The sequence below is a fragment of the Stenotrophomonas sp. STEN009 genome (assembly GCF_056760395.1).
Window position 1 is genome coordinate 1 of record NZ_JBRRES010000061.1, and the last position, 14,292, is coordinate 14,292.

Genomic DNA, 14,292 nt, shown 5'->3' on the forward strand with positions numbered 1-14,292 from the left:
CCCCCCCCCGCCCCCCCCCCCCCGCCCCCGCCGGCCGCCGCCCCCGCCCGCCCCGGGGCCCCCCCCGCCGCCCGCCCGCCCCCCCCCCCCCGCCCCCCGCCCCCCCCCCGCCCCCCCCCCCCCCCCCCCCCCCCCCCCCCCCGCAGGCGCTATCAATGCAGGGATGCACACGGGAGAGCAGGCAATGAGTACGCAGGTGCGCCACGGATGGTGGCGGGATCTATCGATGCCGGCGATCGTTGCCGGCTTCATCACCGTACTGGTGGGTTTCGCCAGTTCGGCGGTGATCGTGTTCCAGGCCGCGCAGGCGGTCGGTGCCGATCAGGCCCATATCGCATCCTGGATGTGGGCGCTGGGACTGGGCATGGGCGTGACCTGCATCGGGCTGTCACTTCGCTATCGGGTACCGGTGGTCACCGCGTGGTCGACGCCCGGTGCCGCGATGCTGGTGGTGGGCGCCGGCGGCGCTTCGCTCTCCGAGGCGACAGGCGCGTTCCTGCTTGCTGCGGCATTGGCAATGCTGGCCGGCTTCTCCGGCATCTTCGCCAGGCTCATGCAACGTGTGCCGATGGCGCTGGCGGCGGGCATGCTGGCCGGTGTGCTGTTGCGCTTCGGCCTGGATGTGTTCGTCGCAATGGACAGCCAGAGGGTACTTGCCCTGGCGATGTTCGCGACCTGGCTGGCTGGCCGGCGCCTGTTCCCGCGTTACGCCGTGATCGCGACCCTGCTGGTTGGCATCGCGGTCGCAGCCAGCCGCGGTCTGCTGCACGCGCAGCAGCTGCAGTTGCAGCTGGCGGTCCCGCAGTGGGTGACCCCCTCCCTGTCGTGGACTGCCGTGGCAGGCATCGCCCTGCCCCTGTTCGTGGTGACCATGGCCTCGCAGAACATTCCCGGCGTCGCCGTGATGCGCGCCTCCGGCTACGACGCCCCGGTATCGCCGCTGATCGGCTGGATCGGCGTGGTCAACACGGTACTGGCCCCCTTCGGTGCCTATGCGCTGAACCTGGCCGCGATCACCGCAGCCATCTGCATGGGCCGCGATGCCCATGAGGATCCTGCCCGGCGCTACACCGCGGCGATGGCGGCAGGTGTGTTCTACATCGTCATCGGCCTGTTCGGCGCCACCGTGGCCGCACTGTTCGCCGCGTTCCCGCGGGAGCTGGTGGCCTGCGTGGCTGGCATCGCACTGTTCGGCACCATCGGCAACAGCCTCGCCAGCGCACTGGCGGTGGAGCGCGACCGCGAGGCGGCACTGGTCACCTTCCTGGTCACTGCGTCGGGGATGTCGCTGGCCGGTATCGGTTCCGCCTTCTGGGGGCTGGTCGCTGGCGCGCTGTGCCTGCTGGTCCTGCGGCCACGTGAGCCCCGCAGCTAGGCGCCGCCGAAGAGGTCCAACGCCTGCAGTGCGACGCTGAACACGATGCCCAGGCCCAGGGCCAGCCGGCTGACGCCGCTGCGCCGGTCGATATAGGCCTCGACGCGTGCGCCGTCACCCGCGCCGGCGGCTTCGGCGCGGGCGATCACCGCCCTGCAGCGGCGCAGATACAGCGCATTGGCCGCCAGTGACACTGCGATCTTCAAGGCCAACGTCAACCCCCATATCGCCGCGTCGTCCATTCCGGCCAGCACGATGGCGGCACCCCCCACCATGCTGATCAGGACGTAGGCCACCGCCATGCCGTACATACGCCGGTACAGCAGCCACTTGAAGTCGAACAGGAACGCGGCCCAGTTCCAGGGACGCGGCCAGCCCGGCGGATCCCGACGCAGCCGCCACAACTCGGCATAGACAGCGAAGTTGTCGGCCACCACGCGGGCGAGCCGTGGATGACGGTCATAGACCGCCATTGCGGCGTCCAGGCTCGACGGCGCATCGCCGGCAACCGGCGCAGCGTAGGGATTGCCATCCGTGGCGGGATGTCCACTCACAGTGGCGAGCTGGACAAGGTCTGTACCAGCACGTGGCGACCGGCCGGTGCGATGGTGATCACGTCGGGCCCGGCATTGGCCGCTTCCAGGCAGACGTAATCGCGCCAGCCGTCGCCCACGTCGGCCATCTTCGCTGCCGCTTCCGCGCCAGGATTCCAGGCCACCAGCGAGCGGCTGCCTTCGGTACGGATCGTGATGCGACGCTTCAGCACCGGATCGCGCAGGACGTAGTGGCCACCTGCCCCGGTATAGATGCGGTCACTGCGACCCGGGTCGCGCGGATCGCGCAGGGACCACGGGCCCTGCTGGCGCCGCGCCTGTGCATAGTTCTCGAACTTGTCCAGATACTCCAGCCCGTCCACGCCATCGACTTCGACCTTGCTGGCATCGCCCACGCGGAAGTAGTTGTGCAGCGCCTGGGTGATCGTCACCGGCACGGTGCCGGGATTGTCGGTCACCAGCTGCTGCCGTAGTTCACGGCCGATGCGCACGGTCATGGCCAGGCGCAGAGCGAGGTTGTCCAATGCAGGGGGAGCCAATACGAGTTCGATGCTGCCGTCGTCCAGCCGGCGGGCCTCCTTCAGCTCCCACGGCAGGGTGCGCACGAAACCATGCGCGGGCACATCGTCGCCTTGCCCCTGTCGCCCGAAATACGGCCAGCACACCGGGCTGCCGCCGCGGATGGGGGTCGGCAATGCGGCACGGCGTGGCGAAAGCCACAGCAGATCGGGCTGCCCCTTGGGTACGAAGGAGAGCAGCTGGCCGCCGAACACACTGATGGCTGCGGTGGCCTGGGGGGTTTCCACCAGCCAGGCATCAAGCCCCTGGAACTGGCCACTGCGTACGCCCTGGATCTGTTGCACGTTGGATCGACTCCGTATGGCCGGCGACTGCACGGCACTGTAGTTGCTGGGAAGCGTGAAGCGGGTGGAGGCCACCGCAGGCGGCGCCGCGCTCTGCAGCGCGCGCAGGATGCGTTGGCCGGCTCGTCCATCGGCCGTGCTCCATCCCAGGCGGCGCTGTTCGGCCTGGATCGCCCGGCGGCTGGCTGTGCCGATCATGCCATCAGCGGTACCGATATCATGCCCCCGCGCCAGCAGCAGGGTCTGCAGCTGACGGCGCTCATCACGGCCCAGCCCGGGGTCATCGGTCGGCCAGGCGGTGGCCAGGCCGCTGCCGCCGCGCAGGCGATCAGCCAGCGTCGCGATCGCCAGCGCATAGCTTTCGGCGGCGTTGTAGCTGTAGATCGCATCGTAGTTGCGGAACACCAGCAGGGCCGGCCCCTTGATGCCGGCGGGCAGCAGCAGTGCCGCCCGCGCGCCGGCAGCCAGCCCCGCCGGAGCCAGCGCGCTGCCGTCCAGCGCTGTCACGCCCTGCGTACGCCATTCAGCCAGTGACCGGCGTTGGGTACGGCCGGCCAGGCTGGTATTGAAGCCGTCGGCAACACGCACCTCCATGCCCCACGGTTCTCCCGTGCGCCAGCCGGCGCGCTTGAGATAGTTGGCGGTAGACGCCAGTGCGTCGGGAATGCTGCCGACCAGGTCACGGCGACCGTCGCCATCGCCGTCGACGGCGATGCGTGCGTAGGTGCTGGGCATGAACTGCGTATGGCCGAACGCGCCGGCCCAGGACCCGGTCAGACCTTGAGCCTGCAGATCACCGCGATCGATCAGCGTGAGCAGGGCCAGCAGTTCGCCACGGAAGAACGCCTGCCGCCGGCCGGCGCAGGACAGCGTCGCCAGCGACTGCAGCAGCGGACGCTTGCCGAATACACGGCCATAGTCGCTCTCCACGCCCCAGACGGCGACGATGGTGACCGGATCGACGCCATACTGCGCGGCGATGCGATCAAGCAGGTCGCGGTGCTGCTGCAGCATGGCCCGTCCATCGTCGACGCGCTGGCGGTCCACCAGTGCAGCCAGGTAGTCCCAGATCGGGGTGGAGAATTCGGGCTGCGCATCCAGCAAGCCGAGCACGCTGGGATCAGGACGCAGGTCGGCGGTGATCGCACCGAAGCGGTCTGCGGCAATGCCCTGGGTAGCTGCCGTTGCCTGCAGCTGTGCCAGACACCGGGTGAACGCGGGATCGGGCGGGGTCAGGTCGGGCGCCGTTGACGGCGCGGCCAGTGCCGCGGCCAGGCCGAGTGCGGTCAGGGTGGGCATGGCGTCCTCCGTGTTGCCGGTGCTGACACCATACTAGAGGCTGAGCGACCGGCGATGCTGAAGCAGTGGCCGGCCGTTGGCCTCTCTAGAGCGTACGCAGCAGCCGCAGGCCGTAAGCTGGACTGTCAGCGTCCCAGCGCTGCGCAACCTGCAGGCCGGCCTGCCGCACCAGCGCATCAAAGCCATCATCGGTGTACTTGTGGCTGTACTCGACGCGGATCGCCTCACCGGCCTCGAAGTGGAAGGTGCGGCCATCGAGGTGGACGTCCTGTGCCCGCTGGCTGACCAGATCGGTCTCGATGCGCAGACGTTCGGTGCTGTAACGGGCACGGTGGCGGAAGCCGTCCAGATCGAAGTCGCTGCCCACCTCACGGTTGAGGCGGACGAGCAGGTTGAGGGTGAATGCCGCGGTGATGCCTTCGGCGTCGTTGTAGGCGGCTTCGATCAGCGCGGGGTCCTTGTGCAGGTCGATGCCGATCAGGGCCAGGCCGTGGTCACCCATGGTCTGACGCATGGCCCGCAGCAGGGCGAGGGCGTCCTCGCCGGCGAAGTTGCCGAGCGTGGACCCCGGGAAGAACAGCAGGCGCCGCGCGGGCTCGCGCTCCGGTGCGGGCACGTCCACCGGCCGGGTGAAATCAGCGCAGACCGGCAGCATTTCCACGTCGGGAAGCGCGGGAGCGAGGTGATCGATGCTCGACAGCAGCGCCGCCCGGGAGATCTCGATGGGGGTGTAGGCCACGGGATCCTGCAGCGCGGCCAGCAACAGCGCGGTCTTGCGACCACTGCCGCTGCCCAGCTCGACCACGTGCAGGCGCGGGCCCACCACGCGTGCGATATCCGGCAGCACCCGATTCAGCAGGGCCAGCTCGGTGCGCGTGGGGTAGTACTCCGGCGTGTGGGTGATCTGTTCGAACAGGCGTGATCCGCGCGCATCATAGAAGTACTTCGACGGCAGCTGGCGCGCAGTGCGCGACAGTCCGGCCAGTGTGTCGGCGAGGATCTGCTCGCGGCTGGGCGTCAGATCGGTCAGCGCCTGCAGCGCATCCTGTACGGTGCTCACGGCAGATCCCTCGCCAGGCGCAGGCCGGAGAACTGCCAGCGCGCAGGTGGCATGAAGAAGTTACGGTAGCTGGCGCGCACATGCCCGCGCGGGGTGACACAGCTGCCGCCGCGCAGGACCCACTGCCCGCACATGAACTTGCCGTTGTACTCACCCAGATTGCCGGCGAACGGACGGAATCCGGGGTACGCGCCATAGGCGCTGCCGGTCCATTCCCAGACGTCGCCGAACAGCTGCCGCAGTCCCCTGCCCTGTGCTGCAGCAGGATGCAGATGATCGTCCTCGGCGAAATGGCCGGCGATCGGCTGCGACGTCGCGGCGGCCTCCCACTCGAATTCGCTGGGCAGGCGCGCACCGGCCCAGCGGGCATACGCATCGGCTTCGTAGTAGCTGAGATGGCACACCGGCGCATGCGCGTCGAGGTCGCGCCAGCCGCCGAGCGTGTATTCGCGCTGGAGGGCATCATCCCAATAGAGTGGATGCTGCCAGTCCTCGCTTTCGCGCAGAGCCCAGCCCTCACTGAGCCACCAGCGCGGATCGCGGTAACCGCCGGCTTCGACGAAGTCCCGGTACTCCGCGTTGCAGACCGGTCGATCAGCCAGCATGTGGGCCGGCAACAGCACGCGATGCGGTGGCGATTCGTTGTCGAAGGCGAAGGCGGCGTGTTGTGGCCACGCCGGTGCGCCGACGGTGACGATGCGCTCGGGAGATTCGATCCAGCCCAGCGGACTGGCTACGCTGACGGCGGCGCGCAGGTCCTGGCGGTAGGGCGGATGCAGCGGATTGCACCAGAGCGCGTGCTTGATGTCGGTCAGCAGCAGCTCCTGGTGCTGCTGCTCGTGCTGCAGGCCCAGCTGGAGATGCTGCAGGGCTTCATCGTCAAGATCGCCATCGCGGAGACGCGTCAGCAGGTGTGCATCGACCTGCTGCCGGTAATCGAGTACCTGCTGCAGCGACGGGCGCGAGAGCAGGCCACGCTGCGGCCTGGCATGCGCCGGTCCAATGCTCTTGTAGTAGCTGTTGAACAGGTAGTCCCACGCGGGGTCACGTGCCGGTGCGCCGGATAGACCGGCCAGCACGAAGCGGTCGAAGAACCACGTGGTGTGCGCCAGATGCCATTTGCTCGGGCTGGCGTCCGCCATGCTCTGCAGCATGGCATCTTCGGCACTGAGCGGTTCGGCCAGCAGCACGCTGCGGGCGCGCGTCTGCGCATAGCGGTGGGCGAGTTCACGCTGCGGAGCAGCGACGGCGACGGTAGCGCTGTCCATGCAGCCAGCATCCAGCGGTGCGGGTGAGCGCAACGTCATGGCGTGACATCGCGTCGTTCACATCGATGCCGTCGCGTAACCGGTTCAGATCGCGTCGAGGTAGTACCAGCGTCCGTCGATGCGCTCGAACCGGCTGCGCTCGTTCATTTTCACCGCACTGCCGCCGCCCACCCGGTAGCGGGCGGTGAATCGCACTTCGGCATGGTCGGGCCCATTCACCTGGTGCTCGTGGACGGTCAGGCCAAGCCAGTGCGTCCGCTGGCCGGGCGCCTCGTCCAGTGACAGTTCGGCGGGACGGGTGGCCGGATGCCAGGTGGCCCGCAGGTAGTCGGCCAGACCACGTACGTACGCGCTGTAGCGCGAGCGCATCAGGCGCTCGGCGTCCGGTGCGGGCTCGCCGGCATGGAAGCGGCCGCAGCAGTCGGCGTAGTCCGTGGCGAGGCCACAGGGGCAGGAATCGGCAGGGTTTCGGCTCATGAGGGTATTGTCGCTCGAGTCACGTCGGGCATCCATCGGCGATAGGCGTATGCTGTCGCGCCCCCACATTGAATGATCCCCGTGCTGGAACTGGTTCCCCCCGAGTTGTGGTGGCTGGTGGTGATCGCCTTCATTGCCGGCCTGGTCGATGCTGCCGTGGGTGGAGGGGGACTGGTACAGCTGCCCGGCCTGTTCACCGTGCTGCCCCAGCAGACGCCGGCGATGCTGTTCGGTACCAACAAGTTCAGTTCGATGTTCGGCACGGCGGCGGCGGCGTGGCGCTATGCACGCAACGTGCGGTTCCCCTGGAAGCCGGTACTGTTCGCCGCGGGCACGGCATTCGTGTTCTCGTTCGCCGGGGCTACGGCGGTGAGCCTGCTGCCCAAGGATGCCGTGCGGCCGCTGGTGCTGGTGCTGCTGGTGGCGATGCTGGCCTACACCCTGTGGAAGAAGGATTTCGGCGCGCTGCACCGGCCGCAGGAGATCGGCCGGCGCGAACTGACCATCGCGCTGGTGATCGGCGCTGCGATCGGCTTCTACGATGGATTCTTCGGGCCAGGCACCGGCAGCTTCCTGATCTTCCTGTTCGTGCGCTTCTTCGGCCTGGACTTCCTGCGTGCGTCGGCCGCATCGAAGGTCGTGAACCTGGCGACGAACATGGCGGCAATCTCGTTCTTCGTGCCGACCGGCAACATCCTGTGGTTGTTCGCGCTGCCGATGGCCACGGCCAACATCATCGGTTCGGTGGTCGGCACGCGGCTGGCACTGAAAGGCGGCACGCCGTTCATCCGCAAACTGTTCGTGGGCCTGGTGGTGGTGCTGATCGCGCGGATGGCGTGGGATACGTTCCGCGGTTCGTGAGGGACGTTATGAAATGGTAGGTGCCAACCTTGGTTGGCACGTTGTTTCAGGTCGCGAAGAGCAGCCGAGCATGGCTCGGCTCTACAGGTGGATTGCCCGAGGCGGTCAGGCTTCGGCTTCCTCCGGTTCATTGGCCTGCTGGCGGCTGCGCTCGGGCAGCTTCAGGCGCCTTCCTTCTTCGTCGTACTCGATCAGCAGCACGCCCGAATCGTGGCGGCCGCTGATCTCGACGAAGCAGGCACCACCGATGAAGGGCTCCAGGGTCATCACCGACTTCAGCGGCGTGGCGACCACCATCTGGAAACCGAAGTTGTCGAAGATGTTCATCGCCAGCGCGGTGAACTCGTTGTCGGCCTTGTCGAAGGCCTCGTCGAGCACGACCGCCGCGTAACTGGGCAGCTGGCTGTCAGCGCCGCCGAGCTGGTAACGCAGCGCTGCGGCCAGGCAGGTGGTGGCGAGCTTCTGCCGCTGGCCACCGGACTTGCCGGCGCCGCTGCGGTAGATCTCGACCTGCTGGCGCGTTTCCGCATCGAGTTCGACGCCGATGAACTCCACGTGCATGCGCACGTCCAAAACCAGCTCGCGCCAGCGCTTGTCCTCACCTTCCTGCGAACCCAGGCGGTTGACCAGCTGGCGCAGCACGGTGAACTGTGACTCCGCCAGTTCACGCTGCTCGGTCTGCTGCTGCGACAGCACTTCGCGCAGCTGCAGCTGGAACTCCAGCACTTCCGGCAGCCGGCGGTCGCTCAATTCGATGGTCAGCAGGGTGCCCCGGTTGAACGGCACCTGCTCCAGGCTGGCGTTGACTTCGTCCAGGCGCTGGCCGATCGACTTGCGGGCCTCGGCGCTGTGGCGCTGCAGGGCCAGCAGGTTGTTCTTGCTCTGGTTCTGCAGCAGATCGAAGAAGCGTTCCTCATGCTGCGGCAGGCCATCGCGTTCGAGACGGTCGAGGCGGGCGAGGAAGTCCTCGGCCGACGCCACCGATGCGGTGAAGTCGCCGGATTCTTCCGGCCACTGCTGGATGAAGCGGCGGAAGCAGCCGACCAGCTGGTTTTCGATACGGTTGAGGTCCTGCTGCGAGGACGACAACTGTTCGTTCAGCGCGTTGCTGACCTGGCGCATGTGCGCTTCCAGCGTTTCCAGGCTGAGCGGGCCCTGTTGCTGCAATCGCTCTGCCAGGCCGCTCTCCTGCGCTTCGGCCAGCGTTGGCAGCACCAGCGCGCGGCTCTGCTGGCGCGCGCGGTCGAGGCGGTCACGTTCCCGGACCAGCTGGCCGCGCTCGACACGGACATCCTCATAGGTGCGGCGGGCCTGCTCGATGTCGGCGCGCACGGCGTCGATCTGCTGTGCCAGCCTGGCTAGGTCGGCATTGCCTTCGCGCAGGTCGCGCAGGCTGGCTTCGATGTCGGTCAGGCGCTGCTGGGGCGCGGCGACGTCGATCTCGTTCCATTGGATACCCGCGAGCTCGTGGCAGGCCAGGCGGCGCTCGTTGTCACGATCGCGCTGGCCACGCAGGCTCGCGATATCGGTCTCGCAGCTGGCGATGCGCTTGGCCAGTTCCTGCGCCTCGCGTTCGAACGCACCGACCTTGTCGTGATTGTTGAAACCGAGAATCCAGCGACGGCGGTCGCCCACAGCACTGCGGTCGTCCTTCTCGAAGCGGTCGCCCGGATGCTTGACCTGGCCTTCGCGGGTGATGCCGCGGTCGACGTTGCGCAGCTGTCTGGCATCCACGCATTCGTAGTCGAATCGCTTGCCCAGCTCACGCCGCAGCCAGCTCTCGAACACGTGGTCGCGCAGCTCCAGCTTGTGCAGCAGCGACTTCGCCGATGGTTCGCGGGCGAACGCCTCGTCGTTGCGGCGCACGCGGTAGTAGGTGAAGCGCATGCCGAGGTGGGTGCGGTTCACCCAGTCGGCAACCGCGTTGTAGTGCTTGTCGTCAACCAGCAGCGACAGCGCGAAGCCACCCAGCACGCGTTCGATCGCACCCTGCCAGCCCTGTTCCTCGGAGCGGACCTGGATCAGCTCGCCGACGAACGGCAACGCCACTTCGGAAATGCCGGTCTCTTCCGCCAACCGTGCACGCAGCTTCTGCATCGGCGCCGGAATGTTGGAGGGCGTGCGCTGCATCGCGTCAAGTTCGAGGCGTACTTCAGCGAAGCGACGCTCGTCATCGCGCTTGCCACCGAGGCGCTCGCTGATGGCATCGTCCAGCGAGGCCGAAGCGCGCTGGCGATCCTGCAGTTCGTTCTGCGCACGCTCGACCAGTTCGGCGAAGCCATGGGCATCGTCGGGCAGTTCGGCCTGCAGTTTCCGTGCGGCTTCCTGCGCCTGGTCGCGCTTGGCCTTGCGGCGATCGCGCTCGGCTTCGGCGCGGCCCTGCTCGCGCTCCAGCTCTTCGATGCGCTCGCCGCCCTGCTGACGCCGCTGCAGTTCCAGCTCGGCCAGGCGTTCGCTGTGGTTGTCCAGCGCAGCGCGGCGCTGCGCCTCTTCCCCCAGCAGGCCACGGTCACGCACGTCCATCTCGCGCAGGCGCGCTTCGATCAGCGCCTGGCGGCGGCTCTCGCGGAAACTGTCGACGCCCAGCTTGAGTGCCTCGTCGTCACCGCGCTGCCGGTGCATTTCCTTCAGATCGGCGTAATAGGCGCGCGCCGGCAACAGCGTCTCCACCTGGCGACGGGCGGTGACGACCGCCTGATGGGCCCCGTCAAGCTCGGCGAAATCACTCACCAGGCGCTCGGCGGCGTCGAACGTCTTCGGCGTGTCGAGCATGAAGTCGCGCAGGAAGACGTTGAGATCACCCAGGTTCTTCGCTGATTGCGTCTTGTGCAGCAGGCGCAGCGCCATCTCGTTGTCGATGCCGAGCAGGTCGCGGAAGCGCTCGGCATAGCCGGAGAAGGTGTCGAAGTGGTGGACGTCGGCCAGCTTCTGCTTGAGCTTGCGCAGGTCCAGATCGAAGCCGCCCAGATCCTTGGCGATGTCGAACGGACGCTCGGCGATCATGTAGTGCTTGCGCACGTCGCCGGCCGAGGTGCCGTTGCCGGAGATCCACAACAGGCGCACCAGGCTGACCACGCGGCCGTCGCCGGCCCGGTACTCCAGCACCAGTGCGGTCCAGGTCGCACCCTTGCGCAGGTACTGCGTGGCAATCTCGCCGGTGCCACTGTCCTGTTGGTCGGCCCACGCGCCGCGCACGTAGGACACCAGGTTGCGGTCGCGGCCACTGCGCTCGGCTTCGCGTGCGGCCGCGTTGAAGTCGACGATGGCCGGCGGCGTCAGCAGCGCGGACATGGCATCGAGCAGGGTCGACTTGCCCGAGCCGGAACGGCCGACGAACAGGAAGCCACGCTCGGCGATCGGTACTTCGGTCAGGCCGTTGAAGGTGCCCCAGTTGTGCACCTGCAGGCGGCGCATGCGGAACTGCTGCAGGCGCGGGTCCGGCAGGCCTTCATTGAACAGGGCGGGGGTGTGCTTGGAAATGGCCATGCGGTGTTCGGGTCTCTCAGGCTTCGGCGGCCGGGGTTTCGCGCAGCTGGCGGTACACCGCCGAAAGCTGGGACACGTCTTCGGCGGAGAACAGCAGCTTCAGCGCCGGCGAGACTTCGTGGCGGTCGTCCTGGCCGCTCAGGCGGGTCAGGATGTGGTTGTCCTTCATCTTCTGCACGGCCGATGCAACGCGGCGGTTGAAGCCGGCGCGGTCGGTGGACAGGTTCTTCTCGTAGATGGCCAGTGCTTCGGCCATCTCGGCGTCGGCGACCACCGCGCGGTTGCCGCGCGCGTCGGCCTCAGCCAGCTGCTGGCGCAGGAACAACAACAGCACCGAGTCGATGAAGGTCAGCGGCGAGGTCCGCAGCAGTACCGGTGCATCGACGTCTTCGGTGTCGGCCTGGCGGGTGAATGCCACACCGCTTTCGCGGTCGAGCACCAGTTCCAGGAACAGGTCGGACAGCGCTGAACGGATGCCCGCCTCGCTGCGCACCAGTGCCGGCCACAGCTTGGCGTGGCGCAGCTGGTCGATGCTGGGACCGATCAGCAGCTGGCACAGCGCGCGCCGGGCATCCAGCGGCAGGCGGCCGGTATCACCCAGGTAGTACACGCTGTTGCCGCGCCGTGGCTGCGCTTCGAGCATCGCCGGCTCGGCCTCGTAGGCGTCCTCGGCCTGGTCGGCAGACGGTGCTTCGATGGGGTCTTCATGCCAGCTCATGGCGTCTCTCCTGGGTGAACCAAACCAGCGGGATGCGTGCGCGGCGCAGTTGGCCGTCGCCGCCACGCCATTCGGCGAGCTCCTGTTCGCCAGCGACCACGCTGCCGAAGCGCGTGCCCAGCGACAGGTAGCCGATGACGCTGCCCAGGCCCTGCGGCGCTTCGCGCTGCGACAGCGCCTGGGCGATGCTGAGCCGCGGCTGTGCATCGAGCAGGTCGTGCAGGTCGCGGCGCAGGGTGCGGAAATCGATTTCGGACGAGGCCACCAGATCACCGACGCTCTCCAGGCTGATGCTGGCCGCGTCGTTGTACTCGACATTGCCATCGACCTGGGCGCTGCGGGGGTCGTGCAGCTTCCACTGCGACCACGAACGCAGCCGGCTGGTCGTCAACTGCAGGTCACGACCGATCGTGCGCTGGGCCGGGAACTCGTCGCGCAGGGCCAGCGCTTCGGACTGGGCCTGCTTCAGCAGCTGATTGAGGCGACGCTGTTCAAGATAGCCGCGGCTCTGCACGAAGCCACGCAGGCTGCGCGCGAAATTCTGCAGGACATCGTGTACCTGGCCGCCGCGTTCAAGCATGGTGCTGGTGAAGCTGCGCAGGAAGTTGCGCTCGTTGCGATCCAGGCGGCGTGCAAAGCCGCGTGCCAGCACGGCTTCCAGCGCGGCATCGAGCTGCGCGCTCTGCTCGGCATCATTGAGCAGGCGCCAGAATGCCTGGAAGCTGCGGCCGGCATCGCTTTCGCCGATCACGTCCACGCCCTCGAACAGCTGCGACAGCACATCGCCACGTTCGCCTTCGTCATCGATGATGCGCTCGCGGAACTCGCGGTTGAGCTGCTCGAAGCCGTCGCGCACCCGGCGGAAGTCTTCGGTCAGCTCGTCGGCGAGACCGATGATCTGGCGGGCGCGCTCCAGTGCACGCTTGCCGTCCAGGGCGACCACACGACCGGCGCTGACCCGCGCGATCTCGGCGTCGATGCGGTCGCGCTCGTCGCGCAGCGCAGACAGGCGTGCGTCGGGGTCGGATTCGGTCTGTGCAGCCAGCTGCGAGAGCTGTTCGATGACCAGTGCCAGGCGGCTCTCGGTGGCAGCCACGCGCGCCTGCTCGAGGCTGTCGGCGAAGCGGATCGCCTGCAGGGCCTGGGTCGACAGTTCGTACTGCTCCTGGTCGGCACCCTCGGGCAACCGCCGCTCCAGCCAGCCCTGGGACAGCCAGTGTGCGATGTAGGCCTGCGCCGTGCGCGGCAGGTCACGGGCCAGTTCGTCCCCATTGAGCTGGTCCAGCGCGCGCTGCAGGCGCTCGTTGAGCACCGAGGACGGCAAGGTGCGTTCGCCGTCCATCAGCAGGCTCTGCAGCAGACCGATGATTTCGGGCGCGTGGTCGGCGGCAAGCAGCTTCCATTGGGGCTGTTCGCGCAGGTGGCGGTAGCGGGAGATGCGTTCGCGATGCTTCATGCAGCGAGAGGATTGGGAAAGACAGGCGGCTGCGGGCAGCCACGCACGGCCGTCGCGGGGACAGCCGTGGGCAGGCCGGCCACCATGGGCCGGCGATACGCGGAGAAGCGGCTCAGCGCTTGCCGCCCACTTCGATGAAGCGCAGGAACTCGGCGCGGGTGCGCGCATCGTCGCGGAAGCTGCCGAGCATCTTGGAGGTGACCATGCTGACCCCACGCTTGTGGATGCCGCGGGTGGTCATGCACTCGTGGGCTCCTTCGACGACCACGCCGACGCCGATCGGCTGCAGCACATCCTGGATGCACTGGGCGATCTGCGCGGTCATCTTTTCCTGCACCTGGAAACGGCGGGCATAGGCCTCGACGACGCGCGCCAGCTTGCTGATGCCCACCACCTTGCCGGCCGGCAGGTAGCCGACATGCACGCGGCCGATGATCGGCGCCATGTGGTGCTCGCAGTGGCTCTCGTACTCGATGTCACGCAGGACGATCAGTTCGTCGTAACCGGCGACTTCCTCGAAGGTCCGCTCCATGTAGGCGCGCGGGTCATCGCGGTAACCGCTGAACCAGTCGCCGTAGGCTTCGGCGACGCGGCGGGGGGTGTCCAGAAGGCCTTCGCGGGACGGGTCCTCTCCGGCCCAGCGCAGCAGGGTGCGCACGGCCTCCTCGGCCTGGTCCTGGGTCACGTCGCCCTGCGGGGCGGCCTTTTCGTTGTTCTTGCTCATTGCGTACAGCGTCCCGAACGGGGGGCGAGCATCGTACCTGACCGGGGGGGGGGTCGTCCCGTGGGGATGGTTAATCGGGGGTTATTCCGGCGCCGCGTGGCTGCTGAGCGAGAGGGGGAAGGGGCAGGCCGGGCAGGACACGCCGCAAGAA

At 67.9% G+C, this 14,292-nt stretch carries 11 protein-coding genes; 2 read left to right on the plus strand and 9 right to left on the minus strand.

Annotated features, from left to right (window positions below; all coding sequences use genetic code 11):
• Positions 1 to 184: 184 nt before the first annotated feature.
• Entirely contained in the window at positions 185 to 1,375 is a 1,191-nt protein-coding gene (locus tag ACVOMM_RS18185; protein ID WP_128987795.1) for a benzoate/H(+) symporter BenE family transporter, read from the plus strand.
• Here the strand turns inward: ACVOMM_RS18185 and ACVOMM_RS18190 are convergent.
• The 5 genes from ACVOMM_RS18190 to ACVOMM_RS18210 all read right to left on the minus strand — a co-directional run bounded on the left by ACVOMM_RS18190 (position 1,372) and on the right by ACVOMM_RS18210 (position 6,896).
• Complete coding sequence (locus ACVOMM_RS18190) at positions 1,372 to 1,929, minus strand: DUF2628 domain-containing protein (protein WP_128987796.1); 558 nt, start codon at positions 1,927 to 1,929, stop codon at positions 1,372 to 1,374. The two genes, ACVOMM_RS18185 and ACVOMM_RS18190, sit on opposite strands and share 4 nt — an antisense overlap.
• On the minus strand, positions 1,926 to 4,091 hold the full coding sequence (locus ACVOMM_RS18195) for a lytic murein transglycosylase (protein ID WP_481526600.1): 2,166 nt from the start codon (positions 4,089 to 4,091) through the stop codon (positions 1,926 to 1,928). The genes ACVOMM_RS18190 and ACVOMM_RS18195 overlap by 4 nt, the downstream gene beginning before the upstream one ends.
• A gap of 85 nt (positions 4,092 to 4,176) precedes the next feature.
• Positions 4,177 to 5,151: an L-histidine N(alpha)-methyltransferase gene (gene egtD, locus ACVOMM_RS18200; RefSeq protein WP_053520052.1), complete on the minus strand. Its 975-nt coding sequence runs from the start codon at positions 5,149 to 5,151 to the stop codon at positions 4,177 to 4,179.
• Positions 5,148 to 6,419: an ergothioneine biosynthesis protein EgtB gene (gene egtB / locus ACVOMM_RS18205; protein WP_481526601.1), complete on the minus strand. Its 1,272-nt coding sequence runs from the start codon at positions 6,417 to 6,419 to the stop codon at positions 5,148 to 5,150. The genes egtD and egtB overlap by 4 nt, the downstream gene beginning before the upstream one ends.
• An 84-nt stretch (positions 6,420 to 6,503) precedes the next feature.
• Positions 6,504 to 6,896, minus strand: a complete 393-nt coding sequence (locus ACVOMM_RS18210; RefSeq protein WP_180876259.1) for a YchJ family metal-binding protein — start codon at positions 6,894 to 6,896, stop codon at positions 6,504 to 6,506.
• Positions 6,897 to 6,977: 81 nt separating this feature from the next.
• Here ACVOMM_RS18210 and ACVOMM_RS18215 point away from each other — a divergent pair, with 81 nt between their 5' ends.
• Entirely contained in the window at positions 6,978 to 7,757 is a 780-nt protein-coding gene (locus ACVOMM_RS18215; protein WP_053520049.1) for a sulfite exporter TauE/SafE family protein, read from the plus strand.
• A gap of 105 nt (positions 7,758 to 7,862) precedes the next feature.
• Here the strand turns inward: ACVOMM_RS18215 and ACVOMM_RS18220 are convergent, their stop codons facing one another.
• The 4 genes from ACVOMM_RS18220 to folE all read right to left on the minus strand — a co-directional run bounded on the left by ACVOMM_RS18220 (position 7,863) and on the right by folE (position 14,141).
• Positions 7,863 to 11,243 (minus strand): ATP-binding protein, encoded by a 3,381-nt coding sequence (locus ACVOMM_RS18220; RefSeq protein WP_065176260.1) that lies wholly within the window; start codon positions 11,241 to 11,243, stop codon positions 7,863 to 7,865.
• 16 nt (positions 11,244 to 11,259) lie between these two features.
• The gene (locus ACVOMM_RS18225; RefSeq protein ID WP_053520047.1) at positions 11,260 to 11,961 is read right to left on the minus strand and encodes a DUF4194 domain-containing protein; all 702 of its coding nucleotides are present in this window, start codon (positions 11,959 to 11,961) and stop codon (positions 11,260 to 11,262) included.
• The gene (locus tag ACVOMM_RS18230) at positions 11,948 to 13,417 is read right to left on the minus strand and encodes a DUF3375 domain-containing protein (protein ID WP_053520046.1); all 1,470 of its coding nucleotides are present in this window, start codon (positions 13,415 to 13,417) and stop codon (positions 11,948 to 11,950) included. Before ACVOMM_RS18230 ends, ACVOMM_RS18225 begins: the two co-directional genes overlap by 14 nt.
• 112 nt (positions 13,418 to 13,529) lie before the next feature.
• Complete coding sequence (gene folE / locus ACVOMM_RS18235; protein WP_180876256.1) at positions 13,530 to 14,141, minus strand: GTP cyclohydrolase I FolE; 612 nt, start codon at positions 14,139 to 14,141, stop codon at positions 13,530 to 13,532.
• Between the last annotated feature and the right edge of the window lie 151 nt (positions 14,142 to 14,292).

What these genes read in the sequence shown, in the direction of transcription:
- ACVOMM_RS18195 (WP_481526600.1), bottom strand. Translation starts at nt 4,091, where the DNA reads ATGCCCACCCTGACCGCACTCGGCCTGGCCGCGGCACTGGCCGCGCCG.
- ACVOMM_RS18220 (WP_065176260.1), bottom strand. Translation starts at nt 11,243, where the DNA reads ATGGCCATTTCCAAGCACACCCCCGCCCTGTTCAATGAAGGCCTGCCG.
- egtB (WP_481526601.1), bottom strand. Translation starts at nt 6,419, where the DNA reads ATGGACAGCGCTACCGTCGCCGTCGCTGCTCCGCAGCGTGAACTCGCC.
- folE (WP_180876256.1), bottom strand. Translation starts at nt 14,141, where the DNA reads ATGAGCAAGAACAACGAAAAGGCCGCCCCGCAGGGCGACGTGACCCAG.
- ACVOMM_RS18210 (WP_180876259.1), bottom strand. Translation starts at nt 6,896, where the DNA reads ATGAGCCGAAACCCTGCCGATTCCTGCCCCTGTGGCCTCGCCACGGAC.
- ACVOMM_RS18230 (WP_053520046.1), bottom strand. Translation starts at nt 13,417, where the DNA reads ATGAAGCATCGCGAACGCATCTCCCGCTACCGCCACCTGCGCGAACAG.
- ACVOMM_RS18225 (WP_053520047.1), bottom strand. Translation starts at nt 11,961, where the DNA reads ATGAGCTGGCATGAAGACCCCATCGAAGCACCGTCTGCCGACCAGGCC.
- ACVOMM_RS18185 (WP_128987795.1), top strand. Translation starts at nt 185, where the DNA reads ATGAGTACGCAGGTGCGCCACGGATGGTGGCGGGATCTATCGATGCCG.